The sequence below is a fragment of the Pseudomonas tohonis genome, from assembly GCF_012767755.2.
Classification (GTDB): Bacteria; Pseudomonadota; Gammaproteobacteria; order Pseudomonadales; family Pseudomonadaceae; genus Metapseudomonas; species Metapseudomonas tohonis.
The window spans coordinates 4277504-4298214 of sequence record NZ_AP023189.1; the positions used below are offsets into that span (position 1 = coordinate 4277504).

Genomic DNA, 20711 nt, shown 5'->3' on the forward strand with positions numbered 1-20711 from the left:
CGAGATGAACAGCCAACCCGCCTTCAGTCGCGAAAACCCGGAACAGCAGGCCGCACCGGCCCAGCCGACCGACGCCTTGCGCCGTCCGGAGCAGGATGTCTGGCGCCTCTCGCGCTCCGCCAAGCCCCTGCGTACCTGGAGGTTGAGCAAATGAGTTGGATCAGCGCCCTGGCCGAACTCCAGCAACGCGGGGACGCCTGCGTGCTGGTGACCATCATCGAAGAGCGCGGGTCCACCCCGCGCAATTCCGGCTCGAAGATGGTGGTCAGCGATGACCGCATCTACGAGACCATCGGTGGCGGCCACCTGGAATTCAAGGCGATGGAGATCGCCCGCGAAATGCTGCGGACCCGCTCCCAGGACACCCGCCTGGAGCGCTTCAGCCTGGGCGCCAGCCTCGGCCAGTGCTGCGGCGGTGCCACGGTGCTGCTGTTCGAGCCCATGGGCCAGCCCCAGGCGCATATCGCCCTGTTCGGCGCGGGCCACGTGGGCCGTGCCCTGGCTCCGCTGCTCGCCAGCCTGCCGTGCAAGGTGCGCTGGATCGATTCACGGGAGAACGAGTTCCCGGCGTCCATTCCCGCCGGCGTCGAGAAGGTGATCAACGACGAGGTGGTCGATGAGGTCGAGCGCATGCCCGCCGGCAGCTACTTCATCGTCATGACCCACAACCACCAGCTCGACCTGGAACTCACCGCCGCCATCCTCAAGCGCAACGACTTCGCCTACTACGGCCTGATCGGCTCGAAGACCAAGCGGGTGAAGTTCGAACACCGCCTGCGCGACCGCGGCTTCGCCCCGGAAACCGTGCAACGCATGCGCTGCCCCATGGGCATCGCCGAGGTGAAGGGCAAGCTGCCCGCGGAGATCGCCATCTCCATCGCCGGCGAGATCATCGCCACCTACAACGCCACCTTCGGTCAGAAGGAGGAAGGCCAGGACGTGAAGAAAAGGGAAACAGTCGCCAAACTGGTGCCCTCTTCCCGCCGCGAACAGGCCTGACCCCTAGATTCATGCAGGAGGACACCGGGCCGCCTCGGCTCGGCGCTCGCCTGCGCGGAGCCCCGCCATGGGGCATCAAGATCACGAAAGAACGAGATTCAACATGACCAGCCCTGTAAAAGCCTATCGCGCCGCCATCCTGCACAGCATCGCCGACCCCGCCGAGGTGGGCGTCGAGCAGTCCTACGAGTACTTCGAGGACGGCGTGCTGGTGATCGAGGACGGCAAGGTCGCCCGCGTCGGCCCTGCCGCCGACCTGCTGCCCGGCCTCAAGGGCGTGGAGGTGCGCGAATACCGCGACGCCCTGATCACCCCCGGCTTCATCGACACCCATATCCACTATCCGCAGACCGGCATGATCGCCTCCTACGGCGAACAGCTGCTGGACTGGCTGAACACCTACACCTTCCCCACCGAGAAGGCCTTCGCCGACAAGGCACACGCAGCCGACGTGGCGGCCATCTTCCTCAAGGAACTGCTGCGCAGCGGCACCACCACCGCGCTGGTGTTCGGCACCGTGCACAAGCAGTCGGTCGACGCCTTCTTCGAGGCCGCCGAAGCCCTGGACCTGCGCATGATCGCCGGCAAGGTGCTGATGGATCGCAACGCCCCCGACTACCTGACCGACACCCCGGAAAGCGGCTACGCCGACAGCCGGGAGCTGATCGAGCGCTGGCACGGCAAGGGCCGCCTGCACTACGCGGTGACCCCGCGCTTCGCGCCGACCAGCACCCCGGAGCAACTGACCCTGGCCGGCCAGCTGTTCGGCGAGTTCCCGGGCCTGTACATGCACACCCACCTGTCCGAGAACAAGGCGGAGATCGAATGGGTGAAGGCGCTGTTCCCGGAGCGCAAGGGCTATCTGGACGTGTACGACCACTACAAGCTGATCGGCCCGCGCGCGGTCTTCGCCCACGGCGTCCACGTCTGCGACGACGAGTGCAAGCGCCTGGCGGAAACCGGCTCGGCCGTGGCCTTCTGCCCCACCTCCAACCTCTTCCTGGGCAGCGGCCTGTTCGACCTGCAGAAACTGGAAGAGCACGGCGTGCGCGTGGGCCTGGGCACCGACGTCGGCGCCGGCACCAGCTTCTCCCAGCTGCAGTCGCTGAACGAGGCCTACAAGGTCATGCAGCTGCAGGGCAAGAAGCTCGACCCGTTCAAGTCCCTGTACCTGGCCACCCTGGGCGGCGCCCGCGCGCTGTACCTGGACGACAAGATCGGCAACTTCGCCAGCGGCAAGGACGCGGACTTCGTGGTCCTCGACTACCAGGCCACCCCGCTGATCGCCTACCGCATGCAGCAGGCCAGGACCATCGAGGAAAAGCTCTTCGCACTGACCATCCTCGGCGACGATCGCACCGTGAAGGAAACCTTCGCCGCCGGCCGCTCCGTGCACCGCCGCGACTGATCCGACGCCGCACCCGAAAGCCCCGCCCATGCGGGGCTTTTTCATTTCCCCACGTGCGCGCCCTGTAGGGGCGAATTCATTCACCCAAAAGCGCCCCGGTGCTCCGTGGGTGCGAACCCATTCGCGATCCCGCCCCCGGGGTTACACCCGACGACCCGCCTCACCCAAAACCACACACCCACAAAAAAGCCCCGCATTCGCGGGGCTTCTTCATCACACCCTGCTCAGGCGCTGCGCGAGGAAGCGCGGGTGCTTTTCTTCTTGCTCTGCAGCAGGTGCGAGAACACCGCGTGCAGGTCGTCGGAGGCGGTTTCGCCTTCGAGGTTGAGCTTGGCGTCGACGCTGTCCATGTGGCGCATCATCAGGTCGACGGCGACCTCGACGTTATGCGACTCGATGGCGTCGATGACCTTGTCGTGTTCCTCGTCCGAGCAATGGGTGCGGCTGTTGCTCTCGTACAGGGCGATGATCAGCGAGGTCTGCGAAATCAGGCTGCGCAGGAAGCCCAGCAGGGTGAAGTTACCAGCGGCCTCGGCCAGCTTCAGGTGGAACTCGCCGGACAGGCGGATGCCCATGCCGCGGTCACCACGAGCGAAGCACTCGCGCTCCTCGATGACCATCTGGCGCAGGCCGGCGATCTGTTCGGGAGTGGCGTTGACGCAAGCCAGTTCGGTGATGGCGCGCTCGATCATGCGACGTGCGTAGAAGATCTGCCGCGCTTCCTCGGCCCCCGGGCTGGCCACGACGGCACCACGGTTGGGACGCAGCAGCACCACGCCCTCGTGGGCAAGGCGCGACAGAGCGCGGCGGATGATGGTGCGGCTGACACCGAAGATCTCGCCCAGGGCCTCTTCGCTCAACTTGGTGGCCGGGGCCAGGCGCTGTTCGAGGATGGCTTCGAAGATATGTGCGTAGACGACTTCATCCTGGGTGCCATTGCGCGTGCCTTTGGCTGCACGCGGCGGCTTCTTCAAACTGTGTTCAACGTCGTTCATGGGGGCCCACGTAGAAGGATTCGAAAGCGGGAATAGGGCTGACACTACGCTGAGTCGGCATCGTATTGCCAGCGTCCAGCGGGTAAAGCCTCGGAAAAATGTGCGCATTGTACACAATCCGACCGGACAAAGGCACTGCCACCCCGCCCAGACTCCCGCCTACAGGGCCCTCGAGCCCTCCGGCAGCTCCAGGCGCAACCCCATCCGGCGACCTTCTGCGACCAGGTGGTCACGCATCAGCGAGGAGGCCAGCAGGCTGTCGCGCCGACGGATGGCCTGCACCAGGGCCTCGTGCTCGCGCACCCGTTCCTGCAACTCGTCACCGCGCTGGCGCAGCAGTGCGTCGCTGCGGGCCAACGCAGCCCCCGCCTGCGTGACCAGGGACTGGAAGATGGGATTGGTAGTCAGCGAGCCCAGCAACTGATGGAAGCCTATATAGGCCTCGACGAAGGCATCCATGTCGTCGTCCTCCGCGGCATCGCGCAGGTCCATCAGGCGCAGGCGCAGGCGGTCGAGGTCGCTTGATGCGATGGATTGCGCCACCAGGCCGACGATGAAGGGCTCCAGGGCATAACGCAGCTGGATCACATCCTCGATGCTGTGGTCGCGGGGCGCCGTGATGGCGAGTTCCGCTGCCTCGCGCCCCATCACCTGGACGCCCTTGCCGGGCAGCGAGCGGACCATGCCGAGGGTTTCCAGCACCGTCACCGCCTCGCGCAGGCAGGGCCGGCTGATGCCCAGTTGCTCGGCCAGTTCGCGCTGGCCCGGGAGCATCTCGCCGACGGCCCAGCGCCCCTGCTCGATGGACTCGCGCAGCGACTGGACGATGGACCCCACCAGGGTCGATGAGCTGTTCACTGTTCCTTCCTCCTTGTGAAGCCGGACCAGGCAGGCCGGGCCGCAGCATGATGCAGCCCGGCGACGCCCTTCTCAATCCGCCGTCGGCTTGGCGCCGAGGCGGTCCTTGAACGCAAAGCCCTGCTCGCCCGCCAGCACGCTGCGGGCGCGGCCCAGGTCGATGTCCTTTTCCCAACGGGCGATGGCCACGGTGGCGATGCAGTTGCCGATCAGGTTGGTCAGCGCGCGGCCGATGCCCATGAACCAGTCCACCGACAGCACCAGCACCAGGCCCACGACGGGGATCGCTGGCACGGCCGCGAGCGTGGCGGCGAGGATCACCAGGGCCGAGCCGGGAATGCCGTGGGCGCCCTTGGAGGTGACCAGCGACACCAGCAGGATGGTGACCAGGTCGTTCATCGCCAGCGGCGTGCCGGTGGCATGGGCGATGAAGACGATGGCCAGGGTCAGGTAGATGGAGAAGCCGTCCAGGTTGAACGAGTAGCCGGTGGGGATGACCAGGCCGACCGTGGAACTGCGGATGCCCAGGTGCTCCAGCTTACGCATGATCTGCGGCAGCACGGCGTCCGAGGAGGCCGTGCCGAGGACGATCAGCAGCTCCTCGCGCAGGTAGCCGAGGAACGGCCACAGGCGCAGCCCGGAAACCCGCAGCACGGTCCCCAGCACCAGCAGCACGAACACCGCGCAGGTGGCGTAGAACACCACCACCAGGCCGCCCAGGTGGCGCAGCGAATCGACCCCGTACTTGCTGGTGGTGAACGCGATGGCGCCGAACACGCCGATGGGCGCCAGGCGCACGATCATGCCCATGATGCGGAAGATCACATGGCTCATCTCGTTGATCAGCCGGGCCACGCCCGACGCCGCCTCGCCCACCTGGTTCAGCGCGCAGCCGAACAGCACCGAGAACAGCAGCACCTGGAGGATGTCGTTGCTGGCGAAAGCGCCGATCACGGACGCCGGGATCAGCCCCATGACGAAGTCCACCGGCCCGTGCAGGTCACCGGTGCGCGAGGTGTAAAGCGAGGCATCGCCGGCCGGCAACTGGCCGAGGTCGATGTTGGCGCCCACCCCCAGACCGCCGCCATAGGCCACCAGCAGGCCGATCAGCAGCGCCACCGTGGTCAGCACCTCGAAATACACCACCGCCTTGAAGCCGATGCGACCGACCTTCTTCAGGTCCCCCGCGCCGGAAATGCCACTCACCACCACGCAGAACACGATCAGCGCGATGAGCATCTTGATCAGCTTGATGAAGCCGTCGCCCAGGGGCTTGAGCTGCGCCGAGAACTCGGGGAAGCCGATACCGCAGAGGATACCGATGACCAGGCCGATGACGACCTGCAGGAATATCGAGCGCGAGCACCACTTGAGCATGGGGGGAATCTCCGTTGCGGTGCCCCCGGAGCGCTGGCGCGGCTACGCCCTTGTGCGAGATCCGGAGGCTTTGTTGTTGTGGTCTTACCGGTCAGTCCAGCACGCGCAGTCTATGCCCCCGAAAAGCTGCACACAAGCCGACAAACATTAATTGACTTTTTTGTACACAAACACATAATCCGACTGCGTACTTTTGACCCAAAAGTCAGAAAATTCGTACCGCCCCGTGAGGCACCAAACCTCAGGCTTTTCGCTGCGCAAGGGACCCAGGTAACCAGCCGGCCGAACAGCTAAAAACAACTAAATGAGAGGTACCTGCTGTGGAAAGCACCAAACAACAAGAACAAGGAACGTACGCTGCCAGCCCCCCCGCCAAAGGCCTGCTTGAACGCCTCTTCAAGCTGACCGAACACCGCACCACCGTGAGAACCGAACTGGCCGCCGGCCTCACCACTTTCATCACCATGGCCTACATCATCTTCGTCAACCCCAACATCATGGCGGACGCCGGCATCGATCACGGTGCGGCCTTCGTGGCCACCTGCCTGGCCGCGGCCTTCGGCTGCTTCCTGATGGGCCTGTACGCCAACTGGCCGGTGGGCCTGGCACCCGGCATGGGCCTCAACGCCTTCTTCACCTACACCGTGGTCAACACCATGGGCTACAGCTGGCAGATCGCCCTCGGCGCGGTGTTCCTGTCCGGCGTGCTGTTCATGATCCTGACCTTCTCGCGCATCCGGGAATGGCTGCTCAACAGCATCCCCAGCAGCCTTCGATTCGCCATGGGCGCGGGGGTCGGATTGTTCCTCGGGCTCATCGGCCTGAAGACCGCCGGCATCGTGGTACCGAACTCCAGCACCCTGGTGCACATCGGTGACCTCACCTCCCCCGCACCGCTGCTGGCCGCGATCTGCTTCCTGATGATCGCCGTGCTGGAATACCGTCGCGTGTTCGGCGGCATCCTGATCAGCATCCTCACCGTCACCCTGATCGGCGTCGGCCTGGGCATCGTCAAGTTCGGCGGCGTCTTCTCCATGCCGCCGAGCCTGGCCCCGACCTTCATGGCCATGGACATCACCGGCGCGTTCGACGTGACCATGATCAGCGTGATCCTGGCCTTCCTCTTCGTGCACATGTTCGACACCGCCGGCACCCTGATGGGCGTGGCCCAGCGCGCGAACCTGGTGAAGGAGGACGGCCGCATCGAGAACCTGTCGAAGGCCATGAAGGCCGATAGCGCCTCCAGCGTGTTCGGCGGCGTGCTCGGCGTACCGCCGGTCACCAGCTACGTGGAAAGCGCCGCGGGCGTCGCCGCCGGTGGCCGCACTGGTCTGACCGCCGTCACCGTCGGCATCCTCTTCGTCGCCGCGATGTTCTTCGCCCCGCTGGCCGGCATGATCCCCGCCTACGCCACCTCGGGCGCACTGATTTACGTCGCCATGCTGATGATGGGCGGCATGGCCCATATCGACTGGGACGAGCACACCGAAACCATCCCCGCGATCGTCACCGTCATCATGATGCCGCTGACCTTCTCGGTCGCCGACGGCATCGCCCTGGGCTTCGTGACCTACGTGGTGATGAAGGCCTGCACCGGCAAATACCGCGAGGTATCGCCCAGCCTGTATGCACTTTGCGCCATCTTCGTCGCCAAGTTCATTTTCCTGTAAGCTCGCTCCGCAACACCCAAGGGCCCTGGCGCTGAAACGCCGGGGCCCTTTTCATTGTCCGGAGACGAGCGAATGAGCCTGGAAACCTGGCTGCTGTTCAGCAGCGCCGCGCTGGTGGTGATCCTCATCCCCGGCCCCCTGTCCCTGCTGATGGTCAGCAACAGCCTCAACTACGGCATCCGCCGCTCGCTGCCCGCCTTCCTCGGCGGCGTCAGCGCCGCCACCGGCCTGCTCGCCGCCTCCGCACTTGGCCTCGGCGCCTTGCTACTGGCCTCCGAGCAGCTGTTCAGCCTGCTCAAGCTCGTCGGCGCGCTCTACCTCTTCTACCTCGCCTGGCAAAGCTGGAAGCAATCGCGCAACGCTGCCAAACCGGTGGCGGCCGAGGAACAACCGGTCAACCCCGGCTTCCACGCCCTCTACTGGAAAGCCTTCGGCCTCGCCGCCAGCAACCCCAAGGACATCCTCTTCTTCGCCGCCTTCCTGCCCCAATTCATCAGCGCCGACCGCCCGCTGCTGGGCCAACTCTCGGTGATGATCGCCACCTGGGCCGTGCTGGACCTCGCCTGCAAGCTCTTCTACGGCCTCAGCGCCCACGCCGCCGCCCGCTACCTGCGCTCCGGCGAAGGCCAGACCTGGTTCAACCGCGTCAGCGCCGGGCTGTTCGGTGCGGCGGGCACGGCGGCGTTGATATCCCGCTGAAACGGCCCTCCTGAAATGACGAAGCCCGGCGGATGCCGGACTTTTTTATGGGTGCGTGAAGGCTTAGCTGCAGTCGTTAACGAATAATTGCTAATTCCATGCAAAGTCAGGCTGAATTAAGTATCGACTCCCAGCAAAATCAAGAGCCCTTTTAGTTCGTAAACATCAACTACTTGACCGAAAAAAAATAGAACGCCTCTTTAAGAGCGACTCTAGACTCCAGGAAATCTAGCCTAACACCTCAGCAACCGTACTTATATGAGCCCACCTTACAACCTCACCAAAGCAGATCATAACTCTTACTCATCGCTCCTGCCCCTGGAATCTGCATAGCAAATAATGACCAGCCACAATCAATACACCTTAAGCCTTGCGCACCATCCTCACTAAAAGCCCACGCACCACGAATCATCTCACACGTAGCGGAGGAATTATTTCTCACCCCCTAGAGCAGCCGCTGATATCCAGCCATAAATAGAATCAACCCCGCAAGCAACACTAAAACGCCCAAAAATCCAAAATAAGCGCGACATCTAGAGCTCCTGCAGCATTCTCTTGCACCTAGGGGGCTGGTGTATTTGGAAACACCCTATCCCAAAGAATCTCCACCATGTAGTTCTTAGCATCATCTTCATCGTCTGCGGGATAAACAACATAGCTATCGTTATCAAGCAACTCCATCCAAACAACAGATTGATCACTGAAAAGCCTGTGCAACTCGCTCTCTATTTTTGCTCGTTGGCGCTCATCATTTAACACGCGCCCCAAGGCAGCACGCGCACCATTTTCATCCAAGCCAACATCCACCGAAAATATAGACTCAAGTAGATTTCTTATTAACGAATAATTCTGCATAGCACTATCTCGATGGAAATATAGTTATTGTTTCCCATTTTTTTGTAACGGGATTCAGTTCATAGGTCGCCTGCACACTTCTCAAGTCACCCACCATTCTCGGAGCACCTTGCAAATCTGAATTCAACCTACTTCCAGCAATTCGCTCAAAGCCACGCCCGAGACTAATACCTAAATCACCGACATCAGTCGGCTTCACCGTAACGATAGTCTGCCCCGGATTTCGCGCTATTACTGCCTGCAAAGCCCCATCATTCCGGACAGCTTGATCTGCTTTTATAAGCAGTTGATCGGAATAGAATGCAGAAGACATTGGTGGAAGAACGGTTCTTCCATTAGCCACCTTCACGTGACCATCAGGCGCCACACCGGTTAGCGCCCGATGCATTAACTGATCATCAGTCACACTTCCACCATGTCGAGCAATAGAGTGCGCATTCGGATGAACTGTTACAAGCTCGAGGTGTTTAGGGTCAATTTTATTCGAGGCGCCCACCGAAACTGCACTCGCACCTGACGAGCCAATTGCTTTTGGGTCTGGCCCAACACTAAATTCATCGATACCACCTACTACCTTTCCGTTAACAGTAATTTTCCCTGAAGCATACTCCCCGGAAAGCGCTCCGCTATACGCCCCCTCAGATGCGGCCCACTCAGGCGTACCTTTAACCCCTCCAGCAGGCTTGGCTGGGAATCCAAGAGCAGCGACACCCAACGCACCAAAGACGATATTTCCCGCAGCGTTCCAAGCATCGCCATCAAGTGCCTGCTCTACGCCGTAGTCCAGCTGATAAACACCATTTACAACACTTGCAGCTCTGATTGCTGCTCCTAGCGGCCCTGTCAGTACGTACAACGCGGGCTGACCAATATTGGCTTCCCCCTGCCGTTCGGCTTGCTCCCTTAATAAGCCATTGGCTTTGGCATAGATCTCTTCGTTTTTACTGGTATCGCGCTGCCAGAAGGTCTTCTCGTACCAGTTCTTGCCATCCTCGCGACTTAGCTCTGCTTCCTTGCTCTTGTCGGACGAAAGTCCTGCATAGAGCCGATCGTAATCGACCATCCGATTGCCTTCCGTCAACAAGGCATTTACCAACCGGCTCGCAGTCTCCTTACCGTACTTTTGCATCTGCTCATAGGCATAGACCTTCAGATAAGCAGCCAGCGTATTTCTCTCAGAAGCACTCAAAGAGTTCTGATCAAGCACATACTTATTCAGCAACGCATCGCTTTGCTGATCGGCCTTTTCCAAGGCGATCAGCATCCGAGCAGCGTCAAGACTAGAGTTCTGTTCAACCTCTTTCCGGAGCTTATCTCTCAGCTCCCGAGACTGATGCCCGAGGAAGTTGTACTGGGTAGAGTTCGCAGCCACGGCAGAACCAATCTGCATGGCTTTTTCATCCCCGCCCTGCGCTGCCGCTGTGAGAACACCCAGCACCTGCGAGTTCATTACCAGCAGGCGGCCTCGCTCCTCCAAGGTCATCTGCGAGTACTGCTCAGCCAGCAAGCCGACCAAGGCTTCGTTTGCACCAGCAGCCAGAGCTCCGGTCTTGAAGTCGCCTCCTGCAGCTTCTGCAGCCAACCCACCCATCACCGCATGTAGGCCGATCTTTGCAAGGCCGCCTTCAGATAGGTGATTGGCATCACTGAAATCACCCACCCATTTGAATCCCGCAGCCATGAAAGTGCTGGACAGGGTGCTCTGCAACACATTGTTCAGGCTGACGTCCTGCCCAAGTGCCTTGTTCACTAGCGCAGAAGTCCCATTCTGCAGTGCTTGGTTGGCGGCAAACTTACCTACCCCGGACCACGTATTCAGTGCGACCCCAGAGACTTGCCCGCTATTCAGCGTCAGCCCAGTATTTCCGGGAACACCATTGGTGGTAGTGGGTGCAGTATTCGTACTAGTCCACTTGTCATAGACCCCAGCGGTCAAACCTGCCGTCACCCCAGTGACGACATACCCTTTCATCGCATCTTTCGACGTGATGTCTTTGACGACCGCGCCAAGATTCCCTCTGTTATTAATTGTGCTGACAGCGGCCGAGCCCGCAGCAGAGGTCACCACAGAAGTAAGTGCGACATTTGCCCAGCCAGCACCTGCGGAGCCAACCGCTGTACCCGCAGCCGCCATCGCACTGCCAGAACCAGCCGTCGCGCCCGCAGCGCTACCAATGAGCCCACTAGCAGCACCTGCAGTGAAGTAGGCAACGATGATCGCGATGATGATCGCCGCACCACCGCCTAGCCCCGAATGGCTATATTTGAATGAGTCGTGAATCTCTTTCACACGACGCCAGTCAACATCGCCCCGCTGTTCAACGTCCTTTAACCAGGCCAGTTGCGGGTCGGCAGCCACCATCGCATCGACGGTCTGGCTGACGCTCTGCTGGTTGATCTCCTTGATATCGATCTTCAGTCCATCGACAGCCTTGATGGCGATCTCGCCCTGAGCGATCAGCTGGCTCTGCAATACCGTTTCATCGGTCTTGCCTTTGCCCTCCATGGAGTTCCACACGAAGCTGCTCTTGCTCTTCTCATGGCTCTCCTGGTGCATGTCCTTCACCGCTTCGAAGGTGATGGCACCACCGCTTTCGAGGGTGAGGTTGCCGCCGCTTTCCAGGTGGGCGCGCTGGTAGAGCTGGTCACCTTCACTGGCGAGGGTGAGGTCACCGCCGGTGATGATGCTGGTGCCGACATTACGGATATCAGTCACTTCGTCGCGCTGGGTCTTCTTGGCGCCGAAGGCCCCCTTCTTCTTCATGTCGTAGAGGTGGTAGTCGCTGTCCTGCCCTGCGGTCAGGGCCAGCTGTTCGCCGGCGTACAGGTAGGCCTCGTCGCCGGCCTTGAGCTTGCTGGCACTGACCAGCAGGTTGCCGCCCGCCTCGATATCGAGATCGCCGCCCGCTTCGATCACCGCCGCCTGCTGGCGGATGGTGCTGTCTTCCTTGTTGATCTTCTTGCCGCTGCGCTTGTAGCGGTATTCGCTGCTGGTCTCGTCGGCTGCCGCAGCGATGGTGACGTCGCGCTCGGCCTCCAGGCTGACATCGCCCCCCGCCTTGACGGTGCTGGCGATCACGGCGAGATCCTGCCCGGCACTGGCCTGCAGGTTGCCGCCGATCTGCACATCACTGCCATGCTGAGTCGTACTGCTGTTGCTCCAGAAGTGGCGCTTGTCCTGGCGCATGCTGCCGTTCTCTTCGGCAGCGGAGGCGATGACCAGGTCATTGCCGGCCTTCAGGGTGGCGTTGCCGCCGGCCTTGAGGCTGCCGCCGATGTTCTGGATGTCCTTCCCGGCGGAGAGGTTCAGGCTGTTGCTGGCCTCGATCCCGGCGGCCTTGTCCACCACGCTGGTGAGCTGGCTGAAGTTCCTGCCGCTGCGGGCGTCCTGGCTGATGGTGCGCTCGTTGGTGATGTCGCCGGTGAGGGCGATGGCGCTGACGTCCTTGCCGTTGATGAGGCCACCACGTGCATTGCGGATGCTGTCGGTGGCGAGCAGGGACAGGCGCTCGCCGGCCTGCATCAGGCCGCTGTTGCTGACGTTGAGGGCCGAGGCCTGGAGGTTGTTGCTGGCCCGCAGGGTGCCGCTGTTGGTGAGGGTGGTGCCGCTGATCAGCGCCACGTCGCGGCCCTGGATCAGCGCGCCGCTCGGGGCCAGGCGGTCCTTGGCCTGGGCCAGGTAGAGCACCGGCACCAGGACCTTCTCGCCATTCACCTCCTGCTCCTGCATCCACACGATGTCGTGGGTCAGCGCGGCGACCTGCTCGGCGCTCAGGCCCACGCCCGGGGCGAGGTTGAGGGCTTCCTTGCTGGCGATGGCGTTGTCCATCAGGTACTTGAACTGGGCCTCGTCCGAGGCGAGCCCATCGATGAAGCGCTTGCCGGTACGGGCGACGATCGCTTCGCGGATCAGGCGCTGCTCGTACAGGCCATCACCCAGGCGCTTCTGTGCCTGGTCGGCGTCGAAGCCGAGGCGGCTCAGCATGTAGTCGGAGCTGAGGAAGCTCTTGAGGTTGGCGAACTCGGCGCGGGTCTCGACCAGGTAGCGATGGCCGGGGCCTTCATTGACGTGGAACAGGCCGTTCTGCCCCTGGGGCAGGCCGAAGCCGGGCAGTGTCAGCGGGTTGACCGCCTGCTGGTTGGGGTCCGGCGCCAGCTGTGCGTTGAGCTGCACCACCAGCGGTTGGCTGGTCAGGCCCACCTGGCTGTCCAGGCTCTGGGCGTTGCCGCCCTGGGGCGCCTGGTTGGCCAGGACCGAGTCGTTGGTGATGGGCTGGGTGGCCGGGATGCTGACGTTGCCGCCGGCCTGGATGATGGCCGGCGAGCCGACACCGGTGGGCGTGCGGGTCTCGATGTCGCTGGTCAGCGCCCAGCTGTAGAGCGCGCTGGGTACCTCCTTGGGCATCGGCTGGGCGTTGTAGGGGTTGATGTAGTTGTCGCGGAAACGCTCGTCGGTGCCGTCGGTGACGCGGCCGGTATTGAAGCGGCGTACACGCTCGATGATGCCGCTGGCGGCACCGGTGTTTTCCAGGCTGGTGCCCTGGATGCCGATGTTGCCGGTGGCGCTCAGGCTGCTGTAGCGGTTGGCGATGACGCCGCCCTGGATATCGAGGCTGCCGCCGCTGTGGATGCGCGAGGCGGCGGAGTCTTCCAGCACCGAGTTTTCGAAGCGCTCGGTGGCGACGTAGTCGACGTTGTGGTGGTCACCGCTGCAGTCGTAGCAGACCACGCTGATGGAGCCGGCAACCAGCGTCTTGCCGGGAGTGAACAGCTCCTTGCGGTTGGTCAGGGTGGCGGCGCGCAGGGTCATGTCGCCGCTGGATTCGATGCCGCCGGAGCGGTTCTCCAGCAACGCCATCTGCCCATTCGCATCATCCCTGGCGGCGCTCAGGGCGCCCAGGCTGTAGAGGTCGCCCTTGAGGTTGGTGAGGCTGTTGGCGCGCAGGGCCATGTCGGCGCCGCTGAACACCAGGCCCTGGTTGAGCAGGGTCGGGGCTTCGATGCGCAGCTTCTGCGCGGCGCCGAGGGTGCCGCGGTTGTCGAGGCTGGCGACGATCAGCAGGGCGTCGCCCACGGTGCTGATGGTGCCGGCGTTGACCAGGCTGCTGCCGAGGCGGAACTCGCCCTTGCCGCCGCTGCGCAGCTGGGCGCCCTGGCCGAGTTCGGCGCTGGCGGCGCTGAGGGTCAGGTCGCCCAGGCTCTTCAGGCTGCCGTTGCCCTGGTAGCGGCCGCTGAGGGCCAGTTGCAGCCTGCCTTCGGTTTCGATGGCGCCGTCGTTGGTCCAGTCGCCGCCGCTGGCGGTGATGTCGTCGATGGACACCAGCTTGCCGCTGGCGGTCTGGGTGAAGGTGCCGACCTTGAGGTCCAGGCGCTGGGCCTGGAGCAGGCTGCTGTTGGTCCAGTCGGCGACGTCGAGGCTGAGCACGCCGTTGGTGATGAAGCTGCCGCCGGCCTGCCCGGCATCGGCCAGGCTGAGGGCGAAGCCCTGGGTGCCGACGTGGCGCAGGGTGCCTTGCTGGTTGCTGAGGCTGGCGCTGGTGAGGGTGAAGCCGGCGTTGCCGATTTCCACCAGGCCGCCGTCGTTGTCGAAGCGACCACCGATGGCGAAGGTGCTGCTGCCGGTGCTGCCGAGGGCGCGCAACTTGCCGCCGGCGTTGCTGGCGGAGCCGAGGTCGAGGTTCAGGGTCTTGCCGGCTTCGATCAGGCCGCCGTCGTTGGCCAGTTTGCCGGCCAGCTTGAGGCTGGCGCTGTCGCCGCCGAGGGTGCCGCCCTGGTTGCGCAGGCTGTCGGCGTCGACCTTGACCGCCTGCTTGGCGAGCAGCTGGCCGCCGTCGTTGATGACTTCGCCGCGCTTAATCTCCAGGTCGCCCTGGGTGGCGACGATCTGGCCCTGGCCGTTGTCCAGGCGGGTGCTGCTGGTGAGCTCGACGCTGTCGCCCTGGATGCGGCCCTGGCCGTTGCCGAGGCTGTCGACGGTGGCCTTGAGGGCGCCGCCCTGGGCATGGAGGCGGCCCTGCTGGTTGTGCAGTTCACCGGCTGCGAGGGTCAGCGTGCCGTCGCCGGTGAGGACCTTGCCGCTGCGGTTGTCCAGGCGGGTGCTGGCGGTGGCCTTGAGCTCGCCGCTGTCGGCCTGGAGGGTGCCGCCCTGGTTGTCCAGCACGGCGGTGCTGAGGGTCAGGCCGCCGGCCTTGGAGAGGATCAGGCCGTCGCCGAGATTCTTCACCTCATCGGTGACGGTGACGGTCAGCGCCTGGTTGGCGGCCAGGGTGCCGCCGCTGTTGTCCAGCTGCCTGCCGTCGACCGTCAGGTCCTGCCGGCCGATGAGCTGGCCGCCCTGGTTGTGCAGGGTCTGGGCCTTCACCTGGGCGGAGCCGGCGGCGACCAGCTGCGCCCCCTGGTTGTCGAGCGTCGTGAGGTCGGTGGTCAGGCTGCCCTGGGCCAGCACCTGGCCACGGTTGGCCAGGGTGCCGCCCTGGATGTCGAGGACGCTGGCGGTGTTGGCACTGCCGTCGGCGCGCACGCCGGCTTCCAGGTGGCCCTGGTTGTCGATGCGCGCGGCATTCAGGTTCAGGTCGCCGGCGGCGGCCAGGCTTTCCTTCACCTCGACGGTGCCGGCGCTGGTGACGCGGGCCTTGCCGCCGGCGTAGGCGCCGCGGGTCAGGTCGATGTCGGTGGCCTTGAGGGCGATATCGCCGCTGGCGGCGGTGCGCGCGAGGGTCAGCTTGCCGTTGGCGTCGATCTGGATGTCGCCGCCGCTGGCGGCCATGTCGCCGGCCAGCTTCACGCCCACGCCCTGCTCGGTGCCCACCAGGCGGATCGCGCCGGCGTACATGCCGCCGAGGGCGGAGCTGTCGATGGCCAGTTGCGGCTGTGCGCTGCCATCGGCGGCCTTGGCGGTGGCGGCCAGGGTGGCGGCGTCCACCTCGTTGCGGCCGGTGACCAGGGCCAGTTGCCTGGCGTGCAACTCGGCGTTGATCTGCGCGCTGCGGGTGATCAGCTCGAACTGGTCGACGTTGCCGGCGTTGAGGCCGGCGCCCTCGATGGCGATGGCGCCGCCGTCCACGTCGTAGCGGTCGAGGCGGCCGTTCTCCACCACCGGCTTGCCGGTGCTCAGGGTGACCTTGGGCGTGTTGATGAAGCCGCAGCCGTCACAGGTGATGCCGTGGGGGTTGGCGACGATGACGTGGGCGCCCTGCCCGGCCACCTCGGTGTAGCCCTTGAGCTGGCTGGGGCTGCCACCGCTGACCTCGTTGAGGATGAGGCCGGCGGCGCGGCCGTTGAGGTTGGCGTTGCCGATGATGTAGCCGCCGAGCTGGGTGTTCTGCAGCTTGTCGGTGGCGTTGTTGAGGATCAGCCCCTGCTGGCCGACGTTGTAGTCGGTGAAGCGGTTGTGGGACAGGCCGTTGGCGTTGGGCGTGGCGATGTTGACCACCGGCACGCCGTTGCCGGCGCTGCCGATGCTGGTGTTGCCACCGGCGGCCGCGTCCACCGCGAGATCAGCGGCGGTGGAGACGATGGGGTTGAGGAACATCACGCCGACGAGGACGGTGGCGATGTTCTGGAAGAAGGGGCTGCGAACGTCCATGTACTGGAACTCCGGGCGAAGCTGAAATCAGAAGAAGAGGTCGAAGCGGAAATACACCGGGTGCTCCTGGCGCGTGATGGCGTCAGGGCGTTCCAGGGACCGCGCGAAGGTGACCGAGGCGGCCAGGTGCTGGCCCCGGGCACTGAATTCGAAGGCGTTGCCGCTGAGGCGGCCGCTCTGGCCGGGGTTGTAGCGATCCCCGTGGATCACCCCCAGGTCGTAGGCGAAGGCGGCGCCGTATTCCTGCACGAACGGCTGCAGCGCCGCCCAGGTCACCGGCCGCCGCCAGCGCAGCTGGTTGCGCCAGTAGGCACCGGTGTCGCCGGAGAGGGATTGTTCCTTGAAGCCACGCACCGAGCTGAGGCCGCCGACGCTGATGCGCTGCGGGCTGTAGAGCACGTCTTCGCTGTGCTGGCCGTTGACCAGGCTGTCGACGCTGAAGGATTCGCCCAGCAGCTGGAAGGACTGCAGGTAGCTGGCGGTGAGGCTGTACTTGTTGTAGCGGGCCTCGGGCGAGTGGTGGAACGGTGTGCGGTCGTGCTGGGCGTCGAAGGCGCCGATGCCGCGCTGCCAGCCGACATCGACGTTGACGAAGGCGTTGCCGATGCGCCGGCCGTGGTTGAAGCCCAGCTGGGATTCGGTCAGGCGCGGGCTGGAGTTGCCGAGCAGGCTGTTTTCCACGTAGTTGCGCGTTTCCAGGTGGGCGATGCCGAGGCTGGCAGCGGTCTTGCTGACGCTGTCGCGATGCAGCACGCGCTCGGCACGCAGCTGGTGGTTCTTGCTCTCGCCGTCGGTGCCGAAGGCGAAGCCGTCGCCCTGGTTACGGGTGCGGTAGTAGCTCTGGCTGTAGGCGTAGCTGAAGTTCCACCAGCCGTAGGGCAGGTTGTAGAGGACGCTCTGGTTGGCCGAGTGCTTCCAGTGGTCGCTGGCCAGGTCGCCGCCGCCGCGCAGGCTGAGCTGGTCGGCCAGGCCGAAGGGGCTGTCCCAGTCGAGGCTGGCGCCCCACTGCTGCTCGCCGGTGCTGCGCTGGCCGTCGTTGTGGCGGTTCAGGCCCACGCGCCAGGGCTTGGCAGGCTCGCCCTTGAGTTGCACGCGGCTGCCGCCCACGTCCGCGCCGGGCACCAGTTCCAGTTGCGCGGGGCGCGACGGCAGGCGGTTGATCTGGTCCACCAGCTGTTCCATTTCGCGCAAATCGAGCACCTCGCCGTCGCGCGCGGGCGAGGCCATGGCCAGTTCGCGGTCGCTGGCGATGGCGGAGCTGTCGAGGCCTTCGAGCTTGCCCTCGACCACGATCACGTCCAGCTCGCCGTCGGCCAGGTCCTGCTGCGGCAGGTAGGCGCGCGAGGTGACGTAGCCCTTGTCGATGTAGTGCTGGGTGATGGCCTTGAGCAGCTCGTTGAGACGGCCGCTGTCCAGGCACTGGTTTTCGAACGGCTTGAGCAGCTCGCGCTGGCGTGGCGCGGCAATCAGGTTGGCACCCTGCAGGCGGATGCTGCGGATGTCGAAGCACGGCCCCTGGGTGGCGGGGGCGCTGGGCTGGACGGGGGCCTCACGGCCGGGCAGTTGCTGCAGGTCCTGCAGGCGCTTGCGCTGCTCCTCGAGGATGCGGTCCTGGCGCTCGCGGATCAGGTCGCGATCGCCAGCAAAGGGCGCACCGGGGCTATCAGCCGCGAAAACGGAAAAAGCAGGAAAAAGCAGGCAGAAACCCGCAGCGAAAGACTGCAGACGCATTGCGACCGTCCTTGGAGTAATGGCATATCGACATCGGGGCGGCATTTTTATGGCGCCGGGAACTTCGCTCAAGCCCTTTCCCGACCAAATGCGAACCACTCGTCAGATGACTTGCAAAATGCCATCACTCTGGCACGGCAGTGCCAGAGCCTGCGGTCCAGACGGGACTTTCCTGTCCAGCTTCCTGCCGGCAGGGCCCGAATCGCGGACAAAAAAAAGCCCGCAGTGTGAACGGGCCGGGAAAAAGGACTCGCTGATGAGTAAGGGGTAAGACGGTTACTAGCTGCCGCGATAGGTGGAGTAGCTGTAGGGGGAGATCAGCAGCGGCACGTGGTAATGGTCCTGCTCGGCGCTGATGCCGAAACGCAGCACGACCACATCGAGGAAGGCCTGCTCGGGCAGCTTCACGCCGCGCTTGCGGTAGTAGTCGCCGGCGTGGAAATGCAGCTGGTAGACACCGGTGGCGTAGGTGTCGCCCTGCAGCAGGGGCGCGTCGCAGCGACCGTCGTCATTGGTGGTGGTGCGGGTGATCAGCTCCAGGCCGCCATTCTCGACGCGGTAGAGCTCGATGCTGATGTCGCTGCCAGGGCAACCGTGGGCGGCATCCAGTACGTGGGTGGTCAATCGTCCCATTGCTTTCCGGGCTCCCGCTGCGGTCATCGACCGGCGACAGCCACACCTCCTCTTCTCGTTGAAATCGGTGCATCAGGAGTGCCCAAGCCCTGAAAAGGGGCGGCCCGGGAACTGCGATGGACCAAATATAAGACATTATCCAGCTGAATTGTACACAATTATTCGAGAATTTTTATCGCCTCGACGGCGGCCCGATTCGCCAGCACCATTTTGATGCAGACCGGCCCAGAGCAAGGGTTGTATTGCAAAGAGCTGACCAATCAGGCAAGTTTTTTGCAAACCTGCAGAACGTCGATCGGGACAAATATTTCATTTACAAAACTCGATGACGTTTGTATACAATCACTCATCGCGTTCGCGCAGCCCGGCTCCGCGAACCCTCCACAGACAAGAAGGAATCCAGTAGTGAGCCTCGACTACCCCCGCGACCTGATCGGCTACGGCAGCAATCCCCCGCATCCGCACTGGCCGGGCGAGGCACGCATCGCCCTCTCCTTCGTCCTCAACTACGAGGAAGGCGGCGAGCGCAACATCCTCCACGGCGACAAGGAATCCGAAGCCTTCCTCTCGGAGATGGTCGCGGCGCAGCCCCTGCAGGGCGCCCGCAACATGAGCATGGAATCCCTCTACGAGTACGGTAGCCGAGCCGGCGTCTGGCGCCTGCTCAACCTGTTCAAGAAGCACGACATCCCGCTGACCATCTTCGCCGTCGCCATGGCCGCACAGCGCCACCCGGACGCCATCCGCGCCATGGTCGAGGCCGGCCACGAGATCTGCAGCCACGGCTACCGCTGGATCGACTACCAGTACATGAGCGAGGAGCAGGAGCGCGAGCACATGCTCGAGGCCATCCGCATCCTCACCGAGCTGACCGGCGAACGCCCGCTAGGCTGGTACACCGGCCGCACCGGCCCGAACACCCGTCGCCTGGTGATGGAGGAAGGCGGCTTCCTCTACGACTCCGACACCTACGACGACGACCTGCCCTACTGGGACCCGGCCAGCACCGTGGAAAAACCGCACCTGGTGATCCCCTACACCCTCGACACCAACGACATGCGCTTCACCCAGGTGCAGGGCTTCAACAAGGGCGACGACTTCTACGAATACCTGAAGGACGCCTTCGACGTGCTCTACGCCGAAGGCGCCGCCGGCGCGCCGAAGATGCTCTCCATCGGCATGCACTGCCGCCTGCTGGGCCGCCCCGCGCGCCTCGCCGCCCTGGCCCGCTTCATCGAATACGTGAAGAGCCACGACAAGGTCTGGTTCGCCCGCCGCGTGGACATCGCCCACCACTGGCACACCACCCACCCTTTCCAAGGCAACGCCCAATGAGCAGCTTCCAGAAGATCACCCCGTCCAGCCTGTCCCGCGAGGCCTTCGTCAGCGCCTTCGCCGACATCTACGAGCATTCGCCCTGGGTTGCCGAGAAGGCCTACGACCTCGGCCTGGATGCCAGCGTCGACCAGATCGACGGCCTGCACCAGCGCATGTCCGACATCCTGCTCAGCGCCAGCCACGACGCCCAGCTGGCCCTGATCAACGCTCACCCGGACCTGGCAGGCAAGGCGGCCGTCCGAGGCGAGTTGACCGAAGCCAGCACCAGCGAACAGGCCGGTGCCGGCATCCACGAATGCACGGCTGAAGAGTTCGCACGCTTCACCGAACTGAACGACGCCTACAAGGCCAAGTTCGGGTTCCCTTTCATCATGGCGGTGAAGGGCAGCAACCGGCACCAGATCCTGGCGGCCTTCGAGGAGCGCATCCACAACACTCCCGAAGCCGAGTTCAGCCGGGCCCTGGCCGAGATCAACCGGATCGCGCTGTTCCGCCTGCAGCAGATGTGACCCCGGCTGCACGCACGCCGGACACGCCGATGCTCCCGTTCCAAGGCAGACCGC

Annotated in this window: 14 protein-coding genes; 7 read left to right on the forward strand and 7 right to left on the reverse strand. The window is 63.9% G+C overall.

Annotated elements, in window-relative coordinates; all coding sequences use genetic code 11:
• Positions 1 to 4 precede the first annotated feature (4 nt).
• From HSX14_RS19325 to guaD, 3 genes are all read left to right on the forward strand, one after another.
• Positions 5 to 154, forward strand: coding sequence for a hypothetical protein (locus tag HSX14_RS19325; protein ID WP_173179334.1), 150 nt, complete (start codon positions 5 to 7; stop codon positions 152 to 154).
• Positions 151 to 999, forward strand: a complete 849-nt coding sequence (gene xdhC, locus HSX14_RS19330; protein ID WP_173179332.1) for a xanthine dehydrogenase accessory protein XdhC — start codon at positions 151 to 153, stop codon at positions 997 to 999. Before HSX14_RS19325 ends, xdhC begins: the two co-directional genes overlap by 4 nt.
• A gap of 103 nt (positions 1000 to 1102) precedes the next feature.
• Positions 1103 to 2407, forward strand: a complete 1305-nt coding sequence (gene guaD / locus HSX14_RS19335) for a guanine deaminase (protein WP_173179330.1) — start codon at positions 1103 to 1105, stop codon at positions 2405 to 2407.
• Positions 2408 to 2631: 224 nt separating this feature from the next.
• Here guaD and HSX14_RS19340 read toward each other — a convergent pair whose 3' ends face one another.
• From HSX14_RS19340 to HSX14_RS19350, 3 genes are all read right to left on the reverse strand, one after another.
• The gene (locus tag HSX14_RS19340; RefSeq protein WP_111263414.1) at positions 2632 to 3402 is read right to left on the reverse strand and encodes a GntR family transcriptional regulator; all 771 of its coding nucleotides are present in this window, start codon (positions 3400 to 3402) and stop codon (positions 2632 to 2634) included.
• Between the two features lie 159 nt (positions 3403 to 3561).
• Positions 3562 to 4260, reverse strand: coding sequence for a FadR/GntR family transcriptional regulator (locus HSX14_RS19345; RefSeq protein WP_111263413.1), 699 nt, complete (start codon positions 4258 to 4260; stop codon positions 3562 to 3564).
• Between the two features lie 72 nt (positions 4261 to 4332).
• Positions 4333 to 5637, reverse strand: a complete 1305-nt coding sequence (locus tag HSX14_RS19350; RefSeq protein WP_173179328.1) for a C4-dicarboxylate transporter DctA — start codon at positions 5635 to 5637, stop codon at positions 4333 to 4335.
• 320 nt (positions 5638 to 5957) lie between these two features.
• Here HSX14_RS19350 and HSX14_RS19355 point away from each other — a divergent pair, with 320 nt between their 5' ends.
• Positions 5958 to 7307 carry an NCS2 family permease gene (locus HSX14_RS19355; RefSeq protein ID WP_043243483.1) on the forward strand — a complete coding sequence of 450 codons (1350 nt, stop codon included), beginning with the start codon at positions 5958 to 5960 and terminating at the stop codon, positions 7305 to 7307.
• A 72-nt stretch (positions 7308 to 7379) separates the two neighbouring features.
• Entirely contained in the window at positions 7380 to 8006 is a 627-nt protein-coding gene (locus HSX14_RS19360; protein WP_173179326.1) for a LysE family translocator, read from the forward strand.
• Between the two features lie 561 nt (positions 8007 to 8567).
• On the opposite strand, the gene HSX14_RS19365 is transcribed toward HSX14_RS19360, so the two are convergent.
• The 4 genes from HSX14_RS19365 to uraH all read right to left on the reverse strand — a co-directional run bounded on the left by HSX14_RS19365 (position 8568) and on the right by uraH (position 18810).
• Positions 8568 to 8861: a hypothetical protein gene (locus tag HSX14_RS19365; RefSeq protein WP_173179324.1), complete on the reverse strand. Its 294-nt coding sequence runs from the start codon at positions 8859 to 8861 to the stop codon at positions 8568 to 8570.
• 4 nt (positions 8862 to 8865) lie between these two features.
• Positions 8866 to 16446, reverse strand: coding sequence for a two-partner secretion domain-containing protein (locus HSX14_RS19370; protein WP_175384275.1), 7581 nt, complete (start codon positions 16444 to 16446; stop codon positions 8866 to 8868).
• Positions 16447 to 16473: 27 nt separating this feature from the next.
• A complete protein-coding gene (locus tag HSX14_RS19375; RefSeq protein WP_175384262.1) occupies positions 16474 to 18177 on the reverse strand; it encodes a ShlB/FhaC/HecB family hemolysin secretion/activation protein in 1704 nt (567 codons plus the stop codon).
• A gap of 279 nt (positions 18178 to 18456) precedes the next feature.
• Positions 18457 to 18810, reverse strand: coding sequence for a hydroxyisourate hydrolase (gene uraH, locus HSX14_RS19380; RefSeq protein WP_173177897.1), 354 nt, complete (start codon positions 18808 to 18810; stop codon positions 18457 to 18459).
• A 405-nt stretch (positions 18811 to 19215) separates the two neighbouring features.
• Between uraH and puuE the strand changes: the two genes are divergently transcribed.
• Entirely contained in the window at positions 19216 to 20145 is a 930-nt protein-coding gene (puuE, locus tag HSX14_RS19385) for an allantoinase PuuE (protein WP_173177888.1), read from the forward strand.
• Positions 20142 to 20657, forward strand: coding sequence for a 2-oxo-4-hydroxy-4-carboxy-5-ureidoimidazoline decarboxylase (gene uraD / locus HSX14_RS19390; protein WP_111260833.1), 516 nt, complete (start codon positions 20142 to 20144; stop codon positions 20655 to 20657). The genes puuE and uraD overlap by 4 nt, the downstream gene beginning before the upstream one ends.
• Positions 20658 to 20711 lie beyond the last annotated feature (54 nt).